This window comes from Demequina aestuarii, assembly GCF_000975095.1.
GTDB classification, from domain to species: Bacteria; Actinomycetota; Actinomycetes; order Actinomycetales; family Demequinaceae; genus Demequina; species Demequina aestuarii.
This window is the reverse complement of record NZ_BBRD01000001.1, coordinates 1,650,050-1,671,174: the sequence shown is the minus strand read 5'-3', so window position 1 is coordinate 1,671,174 and position 21,125 is coordinate 1,650,050. Positions and strand designations below refer to the sequence as shown.

Genomic DNA, 21,125 nt, shown 5'->3' with positions numbered 1-21,125 from the left:
TTATCCATTATCCCCGTCGCTGCCCGTGCTGGCTACCACGAGCCGCAGGTCGCCACCCGGGACCATGGCTGCTCGCGCATCGGCCGTACGAGGCAGTTTCGCGCTGAGCGTGATGGTGCTCTCGCGGCGGGGCGACACGGCGCTCGCATGAAAGAATGAGGACATCATGGATACCCCACTCGTCAGCTGGAACCCGGAAGGCGTCGACGCCTGGGCCACCACCGCGCCCAAGGAAGGCGCGGTGCTCGTGCACTCGCTGCGCGGCTTCATCGATGCCGGGCGCGCGGGAGCGCTCGTCGCTCAGCACATCCTGGCCGAGTGCGAGCCGGTGCGCGTGGCGAGCTTCGACATCGACCAGCTGCTCGACTACCGGTCGCGCCGGCCCGAGATGACGTTCTCGCTGAACCAGTGGACCGAGTACGACGAGCCTCACCTCGACGTGGATCTGGTTCACGACGCCGAAGGCCGGCCGTTCCTGCTCCTGCACGGCTTCGAGCCGGACATCCGGTGGGAGCACTACATCCGTGCCGTGCGCGAGATCGTGGAGCGGATGGGGATCGAGCTCACGCTCGGCACGCACGGGATTCCGATGGCGGTTCCGCACACGCGGCCGCTGACGGCGACCATCCACGGCACCCGCCAAGACCTGCTGCCCGGGACCCCGAGCGTGTTCGGCACGGTGACCGTGCCCGCAAGCGCGCAGAACCTCATGGAGTATCGATTCGGCCAGTGGGGCCTGTCGGCGATCAACGTCGCGGTGCACGTGCCGCACTACCTCTCGCAGTCCGCCTTCCCCCAGGCCGCCCAGAAGGCGATCGAGGAGATCGAGGGCATCTCGGGTCTTGCACTCGAATCGTCCGCGCTCGACGAGGGCGCGGCTCGCGCGGCCGAGGAGATCACGCGCCAGACCGCCGAGTCCGAGGAGGTGCAGGCGCTCGTCTCTCAGCTCGAGCAGCAGTACGACGCGTTCGTCGAACAGCGCGAGAGCGGCATCCAACTGGACGGCCCGCTGCCCTCAGCGGAGGAAATCGGGGCGGAATTCGAGAAATTTCTCGCCCAACACCGCCAAGACCCTCCCTCTGGCGCGTAATCCGTGTCATGCTAGGGGTGGTTGCAAGAACGTAGTGTGCAAGAACCGGTCTGTTCAGACCCGGGGCGAGACATTGCGGCGACGAGCTTGGACACAGTGTCCTGGCTTCCCGTCACCCGGGCAGTACAGATAGGAAATTCGCATGGCACAGGGATCTGTTAAGTGGTTCAACGCTGAAAAGGGCTACGGCTTCATTGCACAGGATGGCGGCGGCGCCGACGTCTTCGTGCACTACTCCGCGATTGAGACCGACGGCTACAAGTCGCTCGAAGAGGCGCAGCGCGTCGAGTTCGAGGTGACCGAGGGCCCCAAGGGCCCCCAGGCCGAGGCAGTTCGCGCGATCTAAGCATCCGCTGACTCTCTTCAGAAGGCCGTCGTCCCGCAAGGGGCGGCGGCCTTCTGTCATGTCCGGGTCCTGAGACGGCCGGAGGTCACGGACCAGCAGCGGCCTCAGCCGGTCCAGTCCGGGCTCACGCCCGTGGGCAGGGGAGCCGATGCGGCGTAGCGTCGCAGCGCATCGACGTCCACCTCGTGGGAGGCCACCAGCACCACGTTGCCGCGCCGACGCCCCTTGATCACGGCGGGCTCTCCGACCGCCACGACCGTCCTGAACGCCTGCCGTGCGGCGAGAGCGTCCTGGCGCTGCGTGGTTCCGCCCGGGACCGTGCCGACATTCGCGACCACGAGTCCGTCCGGGCGCATCGCGCGGGCGGCGTGGCCCCACCACGTGTCATCCGCCAGCGTGACCGGGGTGGTGTCGCCCGCGAAAGCATCGCGCAGCAGCAGGTCGAGGCTCTCGGGATGGCGGGTCGCGACCGCCTTCAGTCCCTCCTGCTGGCGTATTCGCAGCTGAGGCGATCGCGGCAGATCCCACCACTCGCGCGCGAGCTCCGGCAGTGCAGCGTCCACGTCGACGGCGATGTGGCGGGAGTCGGGATAGGCGGCGGCCAGATGGCGTGCCATCGTGCAGACGCCGGCGCCGACGTGGAGAGCGAGCATGCGCGGCGGCGGGCCCCACGCGCCGATCGCGGCGGCGAAGTGGCGCATGTACTCGAAGTCCAGCACGGCCGCGTCAGCTCGCATCGTCGAACTGGGAACTCCATTGACCCACACAGTCGTTGACCCATCAGAATCATCGGACAGACGGACGGATCCGGTGGAGATGGACAGCGACACATCACGGGGAACGCCTGGAGCGATGCTGGTGGCGCGTGTGCGCTTCGCCATCGTCGCCCCTCCCGTCTGTTTGACTAGTGATTGCCGTCTAGTGGAACTAGACTAGGGATATTCGCGGTCCGCGACGAAGGAGGTCAACCATGCCGCTGTCAGAATACGAGCAGCGCGTGCTCGAACAGCTCGAGCAAGACCTCGGGCAGGATGCGTCACTGCACCGCGCCATGAACCGAGGTCCGCGCACTCCCGTGAGGGTGATCGGGGCCGCCGTCGGAGTCCTCGTCGGACTCGGCATCGTCCTCGTCGGCGTGATGACTCAGGTGGCGTTGCTGGGCATCGCCGGGTTCATCCTGATGGCCGGAGTGGCGCTCTGGGCGCTTCTCGGCCCGCGAAAGTCCGCTGAGCCGGGGGCGAAGGCCACGGCTGGGCCCGCCGGTGCCAAGGGCAAGGCGGCTCCCCCCAAGGCCAGCAAGGACTTCATGCAGCGCATGGAGGAGCGGTTCGACCGCCGTCGCGAGCAGGGCGAGCTGTAACGCTGAGGTCCACTCCGTGGGGACACGGAACTGTGCTGCGGTGCGGCTGAGGCCACCTGCCTGCTCTGGCCGACCCGCCGCCCACGCGTCTCGACTACGTGCGAACTGACGTCCCCTTGTCGCGGGCGGACGTCTCCGCCTCGACCTCGGCAACCACCGCGTCCGCCCACTCGTGAAGGCGTTCCACGTCGACGTCGCTGCCAGCTGGCGCATAGCGGTGGTCGGCGACGGAATGCGCGAGCCGCGTCATCGCCTCGGTGGCCCCGCCGGTGAGACCCGGGCCCGTCGCCCTCATGGCCGACGCCACATGCTCGGCCGCCTCGTGCGGGGTCAGGGAAGCCTGCCAGCGCATGGGCTCAGGAAGTCTCCGGCGCAGTGACTCCCATGCCGCCTCGTGGCCACGACGGCGGGATCCTCGCCCAGGCCCGCGCCGCCCCCACCACCAGAGCGCGACGGCCATGGTCAGGGCTGCCGCGATGCCGATGGCGACCCACGCCCAGGCCGGCACCGCGGGGTCGGCGGAGCTGGACCCGCCCGGCGATCCCGGGTCCGTGGGGGTCTGGCCGTCGGGGGCCACCGGCTCGCCGGGAACGAAGCCAGGAATCTCGCCTGGCGTCAGGCCCTCCGGCGCCGTGGCGTTGCCCGAGTACGGATCGGCGTAGGCGGGCGGCACCCCGGACTGGATCGCGGGAGTCGGCTCGAATCGCACCCATCCCTCACCGGGGAACCACAGCTCTGGCCACGCGTGCGCGTCCCCGCCCTGGACCACGTACGTGTCCGAATCCGTCACGGAGCCGGACAGGAATCCCACGGCCATGCGAGCGGGGACGTCGAGCGCACGCGCCATCACCACCATGGTGGTCGCGAACTGGACGCAGTAGCCCTCGCGATCGTCGAGGAACGTGCTCACCGCGTCGCCACCCGTGGGGCTCACCGAGGTGTCGTAGGTGAACTCGGAACTGTCGCGCAGGAAGGACTGCAGTGCGAGAGCAACGTCGTAGCGAGTGGTGGCTCCCTCGGTGACCTCCTGTGCCAGGTCCAGCACCCGCGTCGAGTCGATGGCGGGGGAGATGGCGAGGTAGCGCGGGTCCGCCGGGCCGCCTCCCTCGGCGATGGCCGACTGCGCGGCCTCCAGGTCCTCCTGCTGGTGGAACTCGGTGTCGGTGACGATCGAGTACCGCATGTCGCGCGCCGTCACGCCGTCGCCCACCACCTCGTCACGCTCGGCGTCGTAGAACCACTGTCCGTCGATCTCGACGGAGCGGGGCGTCGGCGGAAGGGGAAGGTTGCGTTCAGGCAGGTCGAGCACCTGCATCTCGATGCGGGCGCGCTCGCGGTCGTCCCAGCCGTCGACGGGCTCTGGCCACAGCGGCCCGGCGCTCGCAGGTTCGACGGGGGTATCGGTGGCCTCGCGAGACCACTGCACGCCATCGAAGTCCGTCAGCGAGTAGAGCCGGAACGCGTCGGGTCGCCCGCCTGTCGTCGAATAGACCATGACGGGCGTCGTGGAGTTCGCCGTCAGCGACGTGCGCAGGTCGAGCGCAAGGTTGAGGCGCGTCGCGGTGTCGAGACCGGCGGGGGCATCGATGCGCGGGATCATTCCCCATCCGAGCCCGCCGAGCGCCGTGGGCGCGACGAGCAGCACGCCCGCGAGGGCCGCAGTCGTGGCGGCGACGGCCCCGCCGATGGCGGGCCTGCGTTCCACGGCGGACGGCCGACGGGTCAGCGCGATCGTCACCAGCCACGCCGCGATCGCGCCGATGAGCGCTGTGGTCGATACGCGGTGCTGGAAGATCACGGCCGGCAGCCACGGGATGAGCAGGAGCAGGCCTGCCGTCGCGGCGGCGCGCCACGATACGGCGAGGTGCTCCGCCACCAGGAAGAGCCCGACGACGCAGACGGCGACCAACGCGGTGAACGACGGGTCGGGGGCCGCCGGCGCGACGGTCGCGCTGGCGTAGTCCACGCCGGCGCGGATGGCTGACCCCAAGTCTCGCAGCGCCCCTGGGGTGGGCAGCGTTCGCGATTGTCCGTCCTCCGACACGGCGAACAGCGGCACCATGGTGAGGATTGCCGCGATGGCGCCCGTGAGAGTCGGGAGAGCGCGCGAGCGGCTCAGCAGCCGCGTCACCACGACGGTGAGGGTCGCGACCGCCAGCACGAACGCGACGGTGCGCAGCCACGACCCGAGCTCGATCATGACGCCGAGCCCGAACACTCCCAGGAATGTCGCCACGGCGACAAGGGGGGTGGCGAGCCACGGGGAGCGCGCAGCCATGGTCACTCAATCTCCCCGGCCGTGAGCATGCGAGTCCACAGCTCCGCGAGATCGTCCGTCGGCGAGATCGTGGTGGCCCGCCACCCGGCCCGGCGCAGTCCGCGCACGGTGCGGCGCGCATCGGCCTCCGTGGCCGGGCCGGTGCGAACGATCGCCCAGGCCCGTCCGGAGTCGCCGATGGGCACCAGCGCATCGAGCGCCTCTTGGGAGAGCGGTTCCAGCACTCCGACAGTCACCTCGCCCTGGCGCGCATCGTCAGCGGCGAGCGCCGCCGAGCGCACGAGCTGGTTCGTGGAGTCGGCGCGCGAGACTGGCGCGTGCAGGTCGACCGTCTGGTTGAGAAGCTCGTAGCGCGCGGCTTCGCCGCCCCTCTCGCCAAGGTGCCGGACGGCCTCGGCGTCCAGCCCCGCGCCGATCATCCGCACCGGGTGTCCCGAGTCGAGCACCGACAGCGCGATCGACGCGGCCGCGGAGATGGCCCACTCGAGAGCGAGCGGCTCCCGGGGCGCGTCCAGAATGACGGTCGCAGGCCTGCGACCTGCCCGCTCATCCGAGCGCACCAGCATGGTGCCCAGCCGTGCCGAACTGGCCCAGTGCACGCGCCTCAGGTCGTCGCCCTCGCGATAGTCGCGCAGCGACGCGTCGTCGGGGGAGGGGGTGCGCGCCCCGAGCACGACGCGGTCAGCGTGGCCCATCAGCGCACCTGCCGTGCCGGACAGGTCCACGACCGCGGGCCACACCGGAACCAGTTGCGGCTCGCCCACCGGGGTGTCGGCATGGAGCATCCCGAAGGGGTCGCCCGAGTGCACGAGCGCGGGCCCGAGGGGCCAGCGTCCGCGCCGAGTCGGGTGCAGCGAGTACCGGAGGGTCAGGATGCCGTCACGACGGGTCACGGTGGCCTTGGTGCCGGCTCCGCCCGTGAGCTCGGCGGCGGCCTGTTCGCGCAGATCGAGGTGCTCGGTCACGGAGCGCCGCATGCGGGGGTGGCGGCCACCCACGCGCGAGTCGATGGTGACGCTCACCGTGCCAGGCACTCCTGCAGTCAGCGGGTGCGGGGAGACCTCTCGCCTGGTGGCGGGAATCACCCGCAGGAAGGCGTCCACGGCGAGCACGAGCCAGATCCAGGCCACGGCGACGGCGCACGTCATCGCGACTCCGATGTACACGAGGATCGGCGTCGACAGGCCGACGCCCAGCACCGCGATCACGATGCCTGCGGCGAGCACGCCGACTCCCCGGCTGGTCATCTCGGTCTCGGAGCTCGCACGCCGCGTCAGCCGGGGCGGTGCCGCGCGGTCCGTCGCGGCGGTGCTCATGCCGTGGGAGCCGCCTGGTGCTGCGAGTGATCGACCGCGGCTTCGCGGCGGGGCATGGCGTCACGCGCGGAGATGGGCACATCGGTGCGCGAGACGATGTCGCGGGTGAGCTGCTGCGCAGTGCGTCCGGACAGCCGCGACTCTGTCGACGGAATCAGTCGGTGGGCGAGCACCGCCACCGCGAGCGCCTTGACGTCGTCGGGGAGCACATGGTTGCGGCCCGCCATCGCGGCGCGCGCCTTGGAGGCGGCGAGCAGCTGGAGCGCGGCCCGAGGGGAGGCGCCGAGCCGCAGCCCTGCCTCGTCGCGGGTCGCGCCCACGAGGTCGACGATGTACTGCTTGATCGCAGGGGCGACGTAGATGCGACGCGCAACGGCGATGGCGGCGGCGAGCGCGGCCGTGTTCGTCACGGGCTCGACGAAGGCAAGAGGGTCGACCCCGTCGTGGCTGTCGAGCATCGCTATCTCATCGCGGGGGTGCGGGTAGCCCACCGAGACCTGAGCCATGAAGCGGTCGCGCTGCGCCTCGGGCAGGGGATAGGTGCCCTCCATCTCGATGGGGTTCTGCGTCGCGACGACCAGGAACGGGTTCGGCAGCTCGCGGGTCAGCCCATCGACGGTCACGGCGCGCTCCTGCATGCTCTCGAGGAGCGCGGACTGGGTCTTGGGCGACGCCCGGTTGATCTCGTCCGCGATGACGACGTTGGCGAACACCGGGCCGGGGCGGAACTCGAAGCGGTGGTCGTCTGCGCGGTAGATGCTGACGCCGGTGACATCCGACGGCAAGAGATCCGGCGTGAACTGGATGCGTCCCACGGAGCAGTCGACGCTCTTGGCGAAGGCCCGGGCCAGGGTGGTCTTGCCGACGCCGGGAACATCCTCGATCAAGAGGTGGCCCTGCGCGAGCACGGTGGACAGCGTCCCGGTGATCGCCTGATCGAGGCCGGACAGCACGGTGGAGATCGAGGCGCGGATGCGCGAGGTGACGTCCGCCACCTCAGCAAGCTCGCTCTCGGTGGGCAGTGTCTGGGTCATGAACGCTCCTTTGCAGCCTGCGTTCGAGCCTAGGCGATTCGGGCCTCGGGCACATCCCTCGTGTCGCGCCCGACACTCAGGACGACGAAATCCCCCCACTCTCATCCACCGAGATATACCAGCGATAATGTGGTTCAGATGGAGGATTTCTCACAATCTCCGCATGAAGGTGGAGTGAAGTGGAGTAATGTGGGGCGCACTGGCGAGTCGTGGCGTGAGGAGGTGACCGACGTGTCCGAGCCTGTGGCGCACGGTCTCGGCCCTACTGGGGTCTTCCTCGGCACGTTCACGCCCCGCCTGGACGACAAAGGACGGCTCATCCTGCCGGCCAAGTTCAGGGGTCGGCTGGCCTCGGGACTGGTCGCCACACGGGGTTTGGACCGATGCGTGTTCCTGTTCCCGCTGGATGAGTTCGCTGTGGTGCACGACCGGCTGCGCAAGGCCCCGTTGGAGAACAAACGGGCGCGCGACTACCTGCGGAACTTCCTGGGCCACGCCCAGGATGACATCCCGGACAAGCAGGGACGGATCCTGCTCAGCGGTGCGCTGCGGGGGTACGCCGGTATCGACCGCGAGGTCGCCGTGGTCGGCATGGGATCGCGCGTGGAGATCTGGGATGCCGCCACGTGGGAGCAGTACCTGGTGGATGGAGAAGAGGATTACGCGGCCACCGCCGCTGAGGTGTTCGACGACATGTGACATCACCGTGGCCTGCGGTCTTCCGCCGAGCGACTCTGACGGACTTCCCCCCGTCAGAGAGCCGGAGGGAGACCACGGATCACGGCGATACGACGGAAGAGGAGGGGTGATGACTGATGCGGCCTCGCGGCACCAGCCGGTGCTGCTGCAGCGCTGCGTCGACCTGCTCGCGCCCGCTCTCGACCGGGACGGCGCCGTGGCGATCGACGGCACTCTGGGCATGGGCGGCCACACCGAGGCCCTGCTCGAGCAGTGCCCCGGGGTCACGGTGGTCGGCATCGATCGCGATCACGACGCCATCGACCTCGCCTCCGAGCGCCTGGCGCGGTTCGGCGATCGGTTCGTCGCCCACCATGCCGAATACGACGACATCAGCGGCGCTCTCGCGAGAGTGGGGGCGGAGCGCTGCGACGGCATCCTGCTCGACCTGGGCGTCAGCTCGCTGCAGATCGATGAGGACGATCGTGGCTTCTCGTACGCCCGCGACGCACCGCTGGACATGCGCATGAACCGCGAGGACCTCGTGACCGCCGCGGACATCCTGCGCGATGCCGACGAGCGCGAGCTCACCCGCATCCTGCGTGAGTACGGCGAGGAGCGCTTCGCCCCGCGTATCGCGGAGGCGATCGTGCGCCGTCGAGACACCAGTCCGGTGGTGCGCAGCGCCGATCTCGTCGACCTCGTGCGCGCGTGCATCCCCGCCGCCAAGCGAGTCCCGGGCAGCAACCCCGCCAAGCGGACGTTCCAGGCCCTGCGGATCGCGGTCAACCGCGAACTCGAGGTGCTCGAGCGCGCCATGCCGGCGGCCATCGAGGGCACGCGGGTGGGCGGACGCATCGTGGTGATGGCGTACCAGTCACTCGAGGACCGCATCGTGAAGACTGCGCTCGCGGCCGGTTCCACCAGTTCTGCACCCCACGGGATGCCCGTGGTCCCCGACGACGACCAGCCCTACCTCCGCCTCCTCACCCGCGGCGCCGAGAAGGCCACCGCCGAGGAGGCCGAGGACAACCCGCGCGCCACGTCCGTGCGTCTGCGCGCCGCCGAGCGCACCCGTCTCACGCCGCCCGCACGCCTGAGGAGGGCCGCATGAGCGCCGCTCAGCTCAGGCGCGTCCAGGACGCCCCGTCGCGCCCCGGCGTGCCCGGAACGACGCGAGCGTCGGCGGCCGCCCGCGCCACCGCCCGTCCCGCCCCCGCCTCACGGCCCACGACCGATCAGCGACCCCGGCTGCGCGCGGTGGGAGCACCGGAGCAGGCCCGCTCCCTGGCGCCGTTCGCTTGGGGCTGCATCCTCATCATCCTGAGCGCGCTCGCGGCCGTGCTGCTGCTGAACACGTCGATGGCGAAGGGCGCGTACGAGCGTCGCGACCTCAAGATCGAGATTGCGAGCCTGCACCAGGAGCGCTCCACGCTGGTGAGCGCTCTCGAGGCGAACTCGGCGCCGAACCTGCTGGCGGCCGCGGCCACCGACCTCGGCATGCGCCCACACGAGACCCTGCGGTCCGTGTCCCTCTCTGCCGGCGCAGTCCTCGAGCCGGGAGCCGGCTGATGTCGGACGACCGCCGCGCGCCCGGTGCGCGCCCCTCGGGGCAGCGGCGCCCATCGGCCCAATCGGCCCGTGCTCGCGCCGGCGGGCCCACGCGTCGGCCCGCCACGGTGCGGGTCACGTCCACGCACGCGCACACCCCGAAGGTGGGGGACCCCCGCACGCGCCAGCGGGTGGTCACGCTCGCGACGCTGGTGATCCTGGTGGTCTTCGCGGTGCGGCTCGTGATGATTCAGGGCGTCAACGCGTCCGAGCTGTCGGTCGCGGCACTCGAGAACCGCCTCGCGACGTCCACGATCGAACCGGTGCGGGCGGACATCGTGGACCGCAACGGCGACATCATGGCGACGTCGGCGCAGCGCTATCACGTGTTCGTCAACCAGGTCGCGCTCAAGGAGTTCCAACTCATCGAGAACCGCCAGGTGGTGGCCGAGGGGCCGCTCGACGCCGCCCGCATCCTCGCGCCGATCCTCGGGGTGTCTGAGTCGGAGCTCGCGGCAGATCTCGTGGGTGACAAGACGTTCCAGTACATCGCCAAGTACGTGACGCCCGAGACGTGGGGACTGATCAACGCCGAGGGCATCCCCGGCATCGACCGCGAGCCGGTGACGGAGCGCCAGTACCCGAACGGCAGCATCGGCGGCAATGTGGTGGGCTTCGTGGGCGGCCGCGAGGACAAGCAGGGCGTCAACTGGGGGCTCGCCGGAGTCGAGGCGGCGTTCGAGAACGAGCTGCTCGGCACGCCTGGCTCCCTCACCTACGAGTCCGACGCCAGGGGCGGCACCGTGATCCCCACTGGCGTACTCGAGGAGGAGGAGGCGGTGCCGGGGTCGACCGTCATGCTGACCCTCGATCGCGACATCCAGTTCTACGCGCAGCAGGCCGTCGAGGACGCGCTCAAGACCAACGGTGGCTCTCAGGCGATCGCGCTGGTCCAGGACGCCGTGTCCGGCGAGTTCCTGGCGATCGCGGATTCCGGTGCCGTGGACCCGAACGACCCGGGCGCGACTGCCGCAGACGCGCGGGGCTCTCGCGCGGTTCAAGACATCTTCGAGCCCGGCTCGACGGCGAAGGTCGTCACCATGGCCGCCGCTCTCGAGGAGGGCGTCGCGACCCCGACCAGTCGCTACATCGCCCCCTACCGCTACACCACGGACAACGGACAGGAGTTCAAGGACTCGCACGAGCACGAGGACCAGAAGCTCACGCTCTCGGGAGTGCTGGTGACCTCGTCCAACACCGGCACCATCCAGGTGGGCGAGGACCTCACCGAGGCGCAGCGCTACCACTACCTCGAGGCCTTCGGCTTCGGCTCGCCGACCGGCGTGGGACTGCCCACCGAGGTCGGCGGAATCCTGCGCCCCTGGCAGCAGTGGGACGGGCGCACCGAGTGGGCCGTGCTGTACGGCCAGGGCGTCGCGGGCACCGCACTGCAGACCAGCCAGGTGTACCAGACCATCGCGAACGGGGGCGTGCGCGTACAGCCGTCGGTGGTGAAGGGGTACGAGACTGCGGACGGCGAGTTCATCGCACGAGAGACCGACGAGCCCACGCGCGTGGTGTCCGAGGAGACTGCCGACCAGCTGATGCTGATGCTCGAGGACGTCACGGAGTCCGGCACGGGCGGGCTGGCGAAGATCGACGGCTACCGCGTCGCGGGCAAGACCGGGACGGCGCAGGCGGCCGACGAGGACGGCAAGCTGACGCGCATCGTGTCCTCGTTCGTGGGCGTCGCTCCCGCCGACGACCCGCGTATCGTCGTCTCGGTGATCGTGTGGGACCCGAAGTCCTCGATCTGGGGCGGCGAAGTCGCGGCTCCGGTCTTCAAGGACGTGGCAACATTTGCCTTGCAGGCCCTCCGCGTCCCGCCCTCGGGGCCGCGTGAAGAGTTGTATCCGACGACCTGGGAGTGAACGTGCAGGAGATGGCGCTGCGTCCTTCGAGAGCGGTGCCCCGCACGCTCGCCGAGGTGGCTGACCGTGCAGGAGCGCGCCTGCGGGCGCGTGCCGGGCAGACCGAGCCCGCGGAGGGCGACCACCCCGAGACGGTGCTCGTGACTGGGGCCACCGTCGACTCCCATGCGGTCGCGGCCGGCGATCTGTTCGGCGCCTTTCCCGGGCTGAAGGTTCACGGTGCGCGCTTCGCGGCCGATGCCGTCGCGGCGGGAGCGGTCGCGGTGCTCACCGACGCGGAGGGCGAGTCCCTGCTCGCGGAGTCTGGCGTCGACGTCCCGGTGCTGCTCGTGGAGGATGCTCGCGTCGCGATGGGCGAGGCGGCCGCGCTGGTCTACGGAGACCCGAGCCGCGAGCTCGTGTTCGTCGGCATCACGGGCACCAACGGCAAGACCACCACGGCGTACTTCGTCGACAACGCTCTCGCGCAGGTGCACGAGCGGCGCGGAATCATGGGCACCGTCGAGCTGCGGATCCTCGACGAGACCATCGAATCGCCGCGCACCACGGTCGAGTCGCCCGTGCTGCACGGGCTGCTGGCACGGATGCGCGAGCAGGGCGTGACGGCCGCCGTCACGGAGGTCAGCTCGCATGCGGCGGCCCTCGAACGCATCAGCGGCGTCGAGTTCTCCGTCACGGTCTTCACCAACCTGCAGTGGGACCACCTGGACTTCCACGGCACGATGGAGGAGTACCTCGACGCCAAGGCCAAGCTGTTCGCCCCTGGCCGGGCGGCGCGAGGCGTCATCAACGTCGACGACGAGTGGGGAAGGCGACTCGCGGCGCGCGTCGAGATCCCTGCCGAGACCGTGTCGACGCACGTCGACGACCCGCAGGACGCCGACTGGACCGTCACGTGGGCCGACGTGGGGCTCGACGGCGTGGGCTCGCGCTTCACCTTCACCGACCCGCGGGGCGCCGAGCACACGGCGGAGGCGCCGCTGCCGGGCCTCGTCAACGTCTCGAACGCCATGGTGGCGATCGCGACCGCTCACGCCGCGGGTGTGCCGCTGCCACAGGCGATCGCCGGCGTCGCGACCGCTCACGCCGTGCCGGGCCGCATGGAGCGCGTGGTCGAGCGCAGCGAGGTCGACCCTCTCGCGATCGTGGACTACGCCCACACGCCCGATGCGCTGACGCTCGCCCTTCAGGGCGTGCGGCCCATCACTCCAGGACGGCTCATCCTGATCTTCGGATCCGACGGGGACCGCGACCAGGGCAAGCGTCCCGTGATGGGGGGCATCGCGGCGGACCTCGCGGACGTCATCGTGCTCACCGACGAGAACCCGCGCTCCGAGGAGCCCGCGGCGATCCGCGCCGCCATCCGGGACGGGATCCAGCAGGCGCGCCCGGACCTGCACGACGTCCACGAGGTCGAGCCACGCGTCGCGGCCGTCGAGTATGCGCTGCGGCTCGGGCGCCCCGGCGACACGGTGATCGTGACCGGCAAGGGCCACGAGCCCACGCAGGAGATCGCCGGCGTCTTCCATCGCTACAACGATCGCGACGCCTACCTCGCGGCACAGGCGCGCATCGTCGCCGAGCGCGAAGGGACGACGCCCGATGCGGGGCCCATCCCGCACGTGACCATCCACGGTCCCGTCACCTCGCCACCGCCGGGGTCGTCGGCCCAGCCTGGCACCTCGGCACAGGCGGGCGCGGGGGAGAAAGCATGAGGCCGCTCACCGCTCAGTGGATCGCGAACGCCGTCGGCGGCGAGCTCGCAGCCGACGTCGACGCGGAGGTCACGTCGGTCGAGAAGGACTCGCGGGACGTCGCGCCGGGAGCCCTGTACGTCGCGTTCGTCGGCGAGCGCGTCGACGGTCACGAGTACGCCCCGCGCGCCTTCGAGGCCGGCGCGGCTCTCGCGCTCGTCTCGGAGCCAGTCGCGGGGCCGCACGTGCTGGTCGACGACGTCACGGACGCACTCGGCCGCCTCGCCCAGGCGTATCTGGCGCTGCTGCGCACCGAGGGTGACATCACCGTGATCGGCGTCACCGGCTCGAACGGCAAGACCACCACCAAGGACCTGCTGGCCCAGGTGCTTGACGACGCGGTGGCGCCGGTCGGCAGCTTCAACAACGAGATCGGTCTGCCTCTCACCGTGCTCAGGGCCGATGCAGGCACGCGCCACCTCGTGCTCGAGATGGGAGCGTCCGCCCCCGGCGATCTCGCCTACCTGACCCGGATCGCGCCGCTGGACATCGCGGTGGTGCTGACGGTCGGCACCGCGCACCTGGGCGGCTACGGCTCGGCGGAGGGCCTTGCGGCAGAGAAGGCCACGCTGCTCGACGGGCTGGTGCCCCGCGGCATCGCGCTGCTCAACGCGGATGACGACCGCGTCGCGGCGATGGCCGCGCGGCCATTCCTGAGCGCAGACGGCAGGCAGGTCCGGACCTTCGGCACGACGGCGGGCACGGACGTCGCCGCCTCGCGCATCACCCTCGACCGGGGTCGGGCGTCCTTCGCCGTCTCGACCCCGACAGCCGGAGCCCAGGACGAGGCGATGGTCTCGCTGCGGCTCGTCGGGGAGCACCACGTCACCAACGCGCTCGCGGCGGTGGCCACCGCACTCGAGTGCGGGCTCCCGCTCGACGAGGCCGCGACGCGCGTGGGCGACGCCGACCCGCTGAGCGCCCATCGCATGGCGCTGACCGAACGCACCGACGGCGTGTGGATCCTCGACGACAGCTACAACGCCTCTCCGGAGTCCATGCGCGCCGCGCTGCGCGCGCTCAAGGAGGTGGCGACCACGGGCCGCTCCTTCGCCGTCGTGGGCGAGATGCGGGAGATGGGCGACGCGTGGCGGTCAGGCCACGAGGAGATCGGGCTGGACGCGGTGAGGCTCCGCATCGACCACCTGCTCGTCGTGGGCGAGGGCGCCAAGCCCGCCCACGCATCGGCCGTCCGCGAGGGCTCCTGGGGCGACGAGGCCGCGTACGTGGCTACCATTGACGAGGCCCGCGCATTCCTCGACGGGCGCCTCATGCCCGGCGACACGGTGCTCATCAAGGCGTCTCACGGTTCCGGGCTGTGGAAACTTGCCGACGATCTGCTGGGAGTGCACGAATGAGAGCGGTGGTCTTTGCGGGAGGCATCTCGCTGTTCATCGCGCTTCTCGGCACCCCGTTGTTCATCCGGTTCCTGACTCGCCACCAGTACGGCCAGTTCATCCGGCACGACGGTCCGGCGACCCACCTCGTCAAGCGCGGCACCCCCACCATGGGCGGCGTGGTCATCATCCTCGCGACCGTGCTCGGATGGCTGGGCGCCAACCTTGCGACCGGTCGCACGCCGTACGCCTCGTCGATGCTGGTGGTGCTGCTCATCGTGGGGCTCGGCTTCGTGGGGTTCCTCGACGACTACATCAAGATTCGCCGCGAGCGCTCGCTGGGCCTCCGGGCGCGCTACAAGATCCTCGGCCAAGCGGTCGTCGGCATCTCCTTCGCGCTGCTCGCGCTGCAGTTCCCCAACCAGTACAGCGACTCGCCCGGATCGACGTCGATCTCGTTCCTGCGTGACACCGCGCTCGACCTCGCGTACTGGGGACCCGCGATCGGGATCATCCTGTTCATCGTCTGGGCGAACTTCCTCATCACCGCGTGGTCGAACGCCGTCAACCTCACCGACGGTCTCGACGGGCTCGCCACCGGTGCGGCGCTCATCTTCTTCGGCGCTTACACCGTGATCGGCATCTGGCAGTACAACCAGTGGTGCGGCTTCACCTCGTCGGACAGCCTCTGCTACGAAGTGCGCGACCCGCGCGACATCGCGATCCTGTGCGCCGCGATCGCAGGCGCGTGCTTCGGGTTCCTGTGGTGGAACGCCAGCCCCGCGAAGATCTTCATGGGGGACACCGGATCGCTGGCGCTCGGCGGAGCGATCGCGGGCGTCACCGTCGTCACGCGCACCGAGCTGCTGGGCGTGATCATCGGCGGGCTGTTCGTGCTCATCGTCGCGAGCTCGGTGATCCAGATCGGCTGGTTCAAGATCTCGGGGGGGAAACGCGTGTTCAAGATGGCGCCCCTGCATCACCACTTCGAACTGCTGGGGTGGGGAGAGGTGACGATCGTGATCCGGTTCTGGATACTCGCGGGTCTCGCCGCGGCCGCCGGCGTGGGTCTGTTCTACACCGAGTGGATCGCCGCTCTGCCCGCGGGGGAGTGAACCGTGGCCACCGCGCCCGATTCGACTACTGCGCCTGACTCGACTACTGCGCCTGACTCGACCGCTGCTCCCGATCACACGGCGCAGTCGCCGATCGCGGGTCTCACCGTCCTGATCCTGGGTCTGGGCGTGGCGGGACGCTCCGCGCTCGACGCGTGCCGCGCGCTCGGAGCGCGCGCCATCACGGTCGACCCCGGAGCGGCCGATGCGGACCATGCCGACATCGACGCGGTCCCCTTGAGCACGGTGGACGTCTGCATGTCCTCGCCCGGCTTCGCGCCGCACACCCGAGAGGTGCGCGCCGTGCAGGACGCGGGCGTCGAGATCTGGTCGGAGATGGAGTTCGCGTGGCGTGTGCGCCGCAAGGGCGTCCCGTGGGTGCTCGTGACGGGCACCAACGGCAAGACCACGACCACTCAGATGGTGGGCGCGATCGCGGCGGCGGGCGGAATCGACGTGGCCGTGTGCGGCAACATGGGCGTCCCCGTCATCGCCGCGGCGCAAGAGGACCGTGGCCTGGTCGCGGTGGAGATCGCGAGCCTGCAGCTGCACTTCACCTCCACGCTGTCGCCGCACGCCGCCGTGTGCCTCAACGCGGACGAGGACCACCTGGACTGGCACGGCTCCGTCGAGGCGTATCGCGCCGACAAGGCGCGCGTCTATCGGCACGTGCAGGTCGCGTGCGTGTACGGAGCCCACGACCCGCTGGTCGAGTCGATGGTGGCGGACGCGGAGGTGGTCGAGGGCGCGCGCGCCATCGGCGTGACCCGCGGCTCGCCCGCCGTCTCGCAGCTGGGCGTGGTCGACGGCGTGCTCGTGGACCGCGCCTTCCACGCCGGGCGCCACACGGAGGCCATCGAGCTCGGCCACGTGGACGACCTTGCCCACCTCGTCGCAGGTGAGGTGCCCCCGTACCTGGTCTTCAACGCTCTCGCCGCGTCCGCACTCGCCCGCGCCGTGGGCGTCGCCCCGGACGCGGTGGCGCGGGGTTTGCGGGACTTCTCGTTGGACGCGCACCGCACCGCTCATGTCGCGACGGTGGACGGCGTCCACTACGTCGATGATTCCAAGGCGACGAACGCCCACGCCGCGCTCGCGGCCTTCGGCGGTCGCGCGCCCGGCTCGGTGGTGTGGATCGCGGGCGGGCAGGCCAAGGGCCAGGAGTTCGACGGACTCGTCGTAGCGCTGCGCGACCGGCTCCGCGCGGTGGTGCTGATCGGCGCGGATCCTGAGCCCCTCGCATCGGCGCTGGCGGGACACGCGGCCGATATCCCCGTGACGCGCATCGCTCCGGGCGACACTGTGATGCAGCAGGCGGTGCGCGAGGCCCGTGCACTCGCTCAGCAGGGCGACACGGTGCTCTTGTCACCCGCCTGCGCGTCGTTCGATCAGTTCCGCAGCTATGCGGACAGGGGAGAAGCCTTCGCGGAAGCGGTGAAGGCGAGCGCTTAAGGAGGCGTCATGACGACCACAGCGTCGCGGCGCACCGAGCGAACTGCTCCCTCGGGCTCGCCCGTCACTACTTACTACCTGCTGGCCGTCGCGAGCGCGATGCTCGTGGTGGTCGGACTGGCGGTGGTGCTGTCGAGCACCGCCAACATCTCCCTGCAGAAGCCGAACGGCAACCCCTTCACGCTGTTCATGATCCAGGCCGCGGCACTCGTCATCGGGCTGACCGCGCTCGTGATCGGCTCCCGCATGCCGGTCACCTTCTGGAAGCGCACCGCCGTCCCCATCCTCGGCACGGCGATTGTGCTGCTCTTCGCGGTGGGGCTGGTAGGCGAGGCCTCGGGAGGAAACAAGAACTGGATCCGGCTCGGCTCCGTCACGTTTCAGCCGTCGGAGGTCGCCAAGCTCGGCCTCGCGCTGTTCCTCGGGGTCGCGCTTGCCGTCAGCCGGCGCGAGCTCACGTCGCTGCGCAGCCTGATCGCTCCCGCCGGACTCGCGGTGGCCATCGTGCTGTCGCTGGTGCTGTGGGGGCGTGACATGGGCACCGCGATGGTGATCGCACTGATGGTCGCCGCTGCGTACTGGGTGGCCGGGCTGCCACTACGGTACTTCGCGATGGGTGCCGTGGCCGCCGTGATCGGCGCGGCCGTGCTGCTGACCCAGGCCGATTCGCGCGGCTCGCGGATCGACGCCTGGCTGAACCCCGAGACCGCGGACCCGCAGGGTGCCGGCCTGCAGTCGCTGCACGGCGCCTGGGCCCTCGCGACCGGCGGCCTGTGGGGTCTCGGCCCCGGCATGAGCCGCGAGAAGTGGGGGTACCTGCCCGTCGCGGACTCGGACTTCATCTTCGCGATCATCGGAGAGGAGTACGGGCTCGTGGGCACGCTGCTGATGCTGGTGGCCTTCGGAATGGTCGCGGTCGCCGTGAACCGCCTGGTGCACCGCCACAAGGACCCCTTCGTACAGATCGCCGCCGCGGGCATCGGCGCGTGGATCGTCGGGCAGGCGTGCATCAACATCGCCGTCGTCATCGGCCTCGCCCCCGTGACCGGGGTGCCGCTCCCGCTGGTGTCCTCCGGCGGGTCCTCGCTGATCGTCTCGCTCGCCGCGATCGGCGTGCTGATGGCCTTCGCGCGCCGAGAACCCGGTGCGCCAGAAGCGTTCGCGGCACGCCCGTCCGTGGTCAAGAAGTCCATCGCCGTGATCGCCAGGGGGCGCCGTGGCTAACGTGCTGCTCGCCGGCGGAGGCACCGCCGGCCACGTCAACCCGCTGCTCGCGACCGCCGAGGAGCTGCGCGCTCGCGGTCACCGGGTCGAGGCGCTCGGCACCGCGGAGGGACTCGAGCAGGACCTCGTCCCGCGGGCGGGATTGACCCTTCACGTGGTGCCCAAGGCACCCATGCCGCGTCGTCCCTCCGGCGACCTGCTCCGCTTTCCTGGCAGGTTCGCGTCCGCTGTGCGTGCGGCCCGGCGCGCCATCGACGAGTCCAGGGCCGATGCGGTGGTGGGGTTCGGCGGCTATGTGTCGACGCCCGCGTATCTCGCGGCGCGCCGCGCACGCGTGCCGATCATCGTCCACGAGGCGAACGCGCGGCCCGGCATGGCCAACCGGCTCGGCTCCCGCATGACCGATCACGTGGCGGTGACCTTCCCGGAGACGCCGCTGCGCCACGCGCAGCTGACGGGGCTGCCGCTGAGGGCCGAGATTCGTGACCTCGCAGCGCTGTTGGCCGATCCGCGTGCCGCCGCCGACGCGCGCGAGGCCGCCCGCGCCGTGGCGGGGTGGCCCGCGGACGCACCGGTGCTCGTCATCACCGGCGGGTCGCTGGGGGCGGCGAGCCTCAACGCCGCCGCAGCGGGCGCGGTCCCGCGGCTCATCTCCCACGGCGTCCACGTGTGGCATCTCACCGGCGCGGGCAAGTCTGACGACGCCCAGCGCGTCTACGGCGACCTGACCGCCGCCGAACGTCCCCTGTACCGGGTCGAGGAGTATTCGCACGACATGGGCACTGTGCTCGCCGCGGCCGGCGCCGTCGTGTGCCGTGCCGGTGCCGCCACGGTCTCGGAGCTCACCGCGCTCGGGCTGCCCGCGATGTACGTCCCGTTGCCGCACGGCAACGGAGAGCAGGCCGACAACGCGCGCCCGGCGGTCGACGCGGGCGCCGCGATCATGCTCACGGACGCTGAACTCACCCCCGCGATGCTGGAGCAGCGCACCGAGCACATGCTCCTCGACGACCGCGCCGCGACGGCGATGCGCGAGGCGGCGCGCGACATCGGCATCCGCGACGGCGCCGATCGGGTGGCCGACATGATCGAGGGGGCACTCCGGTGACTCGTTTTCACTTCATCGGCGTGGGCGGCTCGGGAATGTCCGCGGTCGCGCGCCTGACGGCTGCGCGCGGCATCGACGTCTCGGGCTCCGATCGTGGCGAGAGCGCATACTTCCTCGCGCTGCGCGACGCAGGCATGGATGTGCGGGTCGGACACGACGCCAGCGCGGTGGACGGCGCGGACGCAGTGGTGATCTCCACCGCCGTTCGCGAGGCGAATCCCGAGCTCGCCCGAGCGCGGGAGCGGGGAATTCCGGTGCTGCACCGCTCCGAGGCCCTCGCAGAGGCGCTCGAAGGCAAGCGGCTCATCGCCGTCGCCGGCTCGCACGGCAAGACCACCACCTCGGCCATGGTCGCCCACGCCCTGCACGGCGCGGGGATCGACGCGTCGTTCGCGGTGGGCGCCCGCGTGTTCGGCGTCGATGGCGCCGTCGCAGGTGGCTACGCGGGCGCATCCGACGTCGCCGTGGTCGAGGCAGACGAGTCGGACGGCTCGTTCCTGCGCTACCACCCCGAAGTGGCGATCCTGCTCAACATCGAGCCCGATCACCTCGACCACTACGGCAGCGTCGAGGCGCTCGAGCAGGCCTTCACTGACTTTGCGCTCGACTGCCGCGTGCTGATCGCGTGCGCCGACGACGCGACCGTCATGCGGGTGGCACGGGGTGCGGCGGACGCCGGCGTCGAGGTCATCACGTACGGACGCCACACCGGGGACGAGACGGCCAGCGCTGACGTGGCGGTGACGGCCGATGCGGTCTCGCGTGACGGCGACGTCTACGCGCTGGACGTCCCCATCCCGGGAGAGCACCAGCGGCTCAACGCCGCCGCCGCATGGGCGGCCGCCGTCGCGGTCGGCGCCGACCCGGAACGTGCGGCCGATGCGCTCGCCACGTTCGCGGGCACGGGGCGCCGGTACCAGCTCCGCGGGGAGGTGGGGCAGGTACGCGTGGTCGACGACTATGCGCATCACCCCACCGAGGTCGCCGCGGTCCTCGCGGCCGCGCGCGCCGCCGGCGCCGGTCACCTCGTGGTGCTCTTCCAGCCCGCGCTCTTCACCCGCACTCAGCTGCATGCCCAGAACTTCGCCACGGCATTGTCGATCGCGGATGCGGACGTGGTGATCGCGGGCGTGCACGGCGACCGTGAAGACCCGATCCCTGGCGTCACGTCGGCCACGATTCTCGATCGCATGGCGGTCCCGGAGGGCTCGACCGCGCAGGTGGTCGAGGACCTCGAGGCCGCCGCCGCGGTCGCCGCGTCACTGGCGCGACCGGGAACTCAGGTGATGACGGTCGGGTCGGGCACGGTGACCTTGGCCGCCGACTGGATCCTCGACGCCCTCCGCGCGCGAGCCGCGGCGGATTCCGCGCGACCGGCCGATCATGGCTGAGCCGCGCCGCCCCCAGGCGCCGACACGGCAGGCACCCCCTCGGCCGGCATCGCCCCGGCGGACGGCGAACGCGGGAAGGTCCAGGGCGACAGCCGACGCGACCGGCCGGCGTTCGTCCGGCGCTGCCGCCTCCTTCGTCGAGCGTGCCCGCGAGGCCGGC

At 70.8% G+C, this 21,125-nt stretch carries 18 protein-coding genes; 14 read left to right on the top strand and 4 right to left on the bottom strand.

The features are described 5' to 3' along the window. The first annotated feature begins 166 nt into the window (after window positions 1-166). Together AOP72_RS07845 and AOP72_RS07840 are read left to right on the top strand one after the other, a co-directional pair. Complete coding sequence (locus tag AOP72_RS07845; protein ID WP_062134683.1) at window positions 167-1,090, top strand: PAC2 family protein; 924 nt, start codon at window positions 167-169, stop codon at window positions 1,088-1,090. Window positions 1,091-1,232: 142 nt separating this feature from the next. Then, window positions 1,233-1,436 carry a cold-shock protein gene (locus AOP72_RS07840; protein ID WP_062134680.1) on the top strand — a complete coding sequence of 68 codons (204 nt, stop codon included), beginning with the start codon at window positions 1,233-1,235 and terminating at the stop codon, window positions 1,434-1,436. A gap of 104 nt (window positions 1,437-1,540) precedes the next feature. Here the strand turns inward: AOP72_RS07840 and AOP72_RS07835 are convergent, their stop codons facing one another. Continuing rightward, window positions 1,541-2,173, bottom strand: coding sequence for a spermidine synthase (locus AOP72_RS07835; RefSeq protein WP_062134677.1), 633 nt, complete (start codon window positions 2,171-2,173; stop codon window positions 1,541-1,543). A 233-nt stretch (window positions 2,174-2,406) separates the two neighbouring features. Here AOP72_RS07835 and AOP72_RS07830 point away from each other — a divergent pair, with 233 nt between their 5' ends. Next, window positions 2,407-2,796 (top strand): SCO2097 family morphological protein, encoded by a 390-nt coding sequence (locus tag AOP72_RS07830; RefSeq protein ID WP_062134674.1) that lies wholly within the window; start codon window positions 2,407-2,409, stop codon window positions 2,794-2,796. A gap of 94 nt (window positions 2,797-2,890) precedes the next feature. Here AOP72_RS07830 and AOP72_RS07825 read toward each other — a convergent pair whose 3' ends face one another. Genes AOP72_RS07825 through AOP72_RS07815 form a run of 3 tightly spaced genes read right to left on the bottom strand, consistent with a single transcriptional unit; the run spans window position 2,891 to window position 7,424 of the window. Beyond that, window positions 2,891-5,074: a transglutaminase TgpA family protein gene (locus AOP72_RS07825; RefSeq protein WP_062134672.1), complete on the bottom strand. Its 2,184-nt coding sequence runs from the start codon at window positions 5,072-5,074 to the stop codon at window positions 2,891-2,893. A 2-nt stretch (window positions 5,075-5,076) separates the two neighbouring features. Then, window positions 5,077-6,390: a DUF58 domain-containing protein gene (locus tag AOP72_RS07820; RefSeq protein WP_062134669.1), complete on the bottom strand. Its 1,314-nt coding sequence runs from the start codon at window positions 6,388-6,390 to the stop codon at window positions 5,077-5,079. After that, a complete protein-coding gene (locus AOP72_RS07815; RefSeq protein WP_062134666.1) occupies window positions 6,387-7,424 on the bottom strand; it encodes an AAA family ATPase in 1,038 nt (345 codons plus the stop codon). The genes AOP72_RS07820 and AOP72_RS07815 overlap by 4 nt, the downstream gene beginning before the upstream one ends. A 231-nt stretch (window positions 7,425-7,655) precedes the next feature. Between AOP72_RS07815 and mraZ the strand changes: the two genes are divergently transcribed. From mraZ to murC, 11 genes are all read left to right on the top strand, one after another. Continuing rightward, on the top strand, window positions 7,656-8,123 hold the full coding sequence (gene mraZ / locus AOP72_RS07810; RefSeq protein WP_062137020.1) for a division/cell wall cluster transcriptional repressor MraZ: 468 nt from the start codon (window positions 7,656-7,658) through the stop codon (window positions 8,121-8,123). 109 nt (window positions 8,124-8,232) lie between these two features. After that, window positions 8,233-9,216 (top strand): 16S rRNA (cytosine(1402)-N(4))-methyltransferase RsmH, encoded by a 984-nt coding sequence (gene rsmH, locus AOP72_RS07805; protein ID WP_062134663.1) that lies wholly within the window; start codon window positions 8,233-8,235, stop codon window positions 9,214-9,216. After that, complete coding sequence (gene ftsL, locus AOP72_RS07800) at window positions 9,213-9,674, top strand: cell division protein FtsL (protein WP_062134660.1); 462 nt, start codon at window positions 9,213-9,215, stop codon at window positions 9,672-9,674. Before rsmH ends, ftsL begins: the two co-directional genes overlap by 4 nt. Continuing rightward, on the top strand, window positions 9,674-11,584 hold the full coding sequence (locus AOP72_RS07795; protein ID WP_062134658.1) for a peptidoglycan D,D-transpeptidase FtsI family protein: 1,911 nt from the start codon (window positions 9,674-9,676) through the stop codon (window positions 11,582-11,584). Before ftsL ends, AOP72_RS07795 begins: the two co-directional genes overlap by 1 nt. A gap of 56 nt (window positions 11,585-11,640) precedes the next feature. Then, window positions 11,641-13,299: a UDP-N-acetylmuramoyl-L-alanyl-D-glutamate--2,6-diaminopimelate ligase gene (locus AOP72_RS07790; RefSeq protein ID WP_238581642.1), complete on the top strand. Its 1,659-nt coding sequence runs from the start codon at window positions 11,641-11,643 to the stop codon at window positions 13,297-13,299. Beyond that, window positions 13,296-14,696, top strand: coding sequence for a UDP-N-acetylmuramoyl-tripeptide--D-alanyl-D-alanine ligase (locus AOP72_RS07785; protein ID WP_062134655.1), 1,401 nt, complete (start codon window positions 13,296-13,298; stop codon window positions 14,694-14,696). The genes AOP72_RS07790 and AOP72_RS07785 overlap by 4 nt, the downstream gene beginning before the upstream one ends. After that, window positions 14,693-15,790 (top strand): phospho-N-acetylmuramoyl-pentapeptide-transferase, encoded by a 1,098-nt coding sequence (gene mraY, locus AOP72_RS07780; RefSeq protein WP_062134653.1) that lies wholly within the window; start codon window positions 14,693-14,695, stop codon window positions 15,788-15,790. Before AOP72_RS07785 ends, mraY begins: the two co-directional genes overlap by 4 nt. Before the next feature lie 3 nt (window positions 15,791-15,793). Further along, the gene (gene murD / locus AOP72_RS07775; RefSeq protein WP_238581641.1) at window positions 15,794-17,242 is read left to right on the top strand and encodes a UDP-N-acetylmuramoyl-L-alanine--D-glutamate ligase; all 1,449 of its coding nucleotides are present in this window, start codon (window positions 15,794-15,796) and stop codon (window positions 17,240-17,242) included. A gap of 9 nt (window positions 17,243-17,251) precedes the next feature. Continuing rightward, entirely contained in the window at window positions 17,252-18,466 is a 1,215-nt protein-coding gene (locus AOP72_RS07770) for an FtsW/RodA/SpoVE family cell cycle protein (protein WP_062134650.1), read from the top strand. After that, window positions 18,459-19,574, top strand: coding sequence for an undecaprenyldiphospho-muramoylpentapeptide beta-N-acetylglucosaminyltransferase (gene murG, locus AOP72_RS13820; protein WP_238581640.1), 1,116 nt, complete (start codon window positions 18,459-18,461; stop codon window positions 19,572-19,574). Before AOP72_RS07770 ends, murG begins: the two co-directional genes overlap by 8 nt. Then, a complete protein-coding gene (murC, locus tag AOP72_RS13815; RefSeq protein ID WP_062134648.1) occupies window positions 19,571-20,965 on the top strand; it encodes a UDP-N-acetylmuramate--L-alanine ligase in 1,395 nt (464 codons plus the stop codon). Before murG ends, murC begins: the two co-directional genes overlap by 4 nt. Window positions 20,966-21,125: the final 160 nt, after the last annotated feature.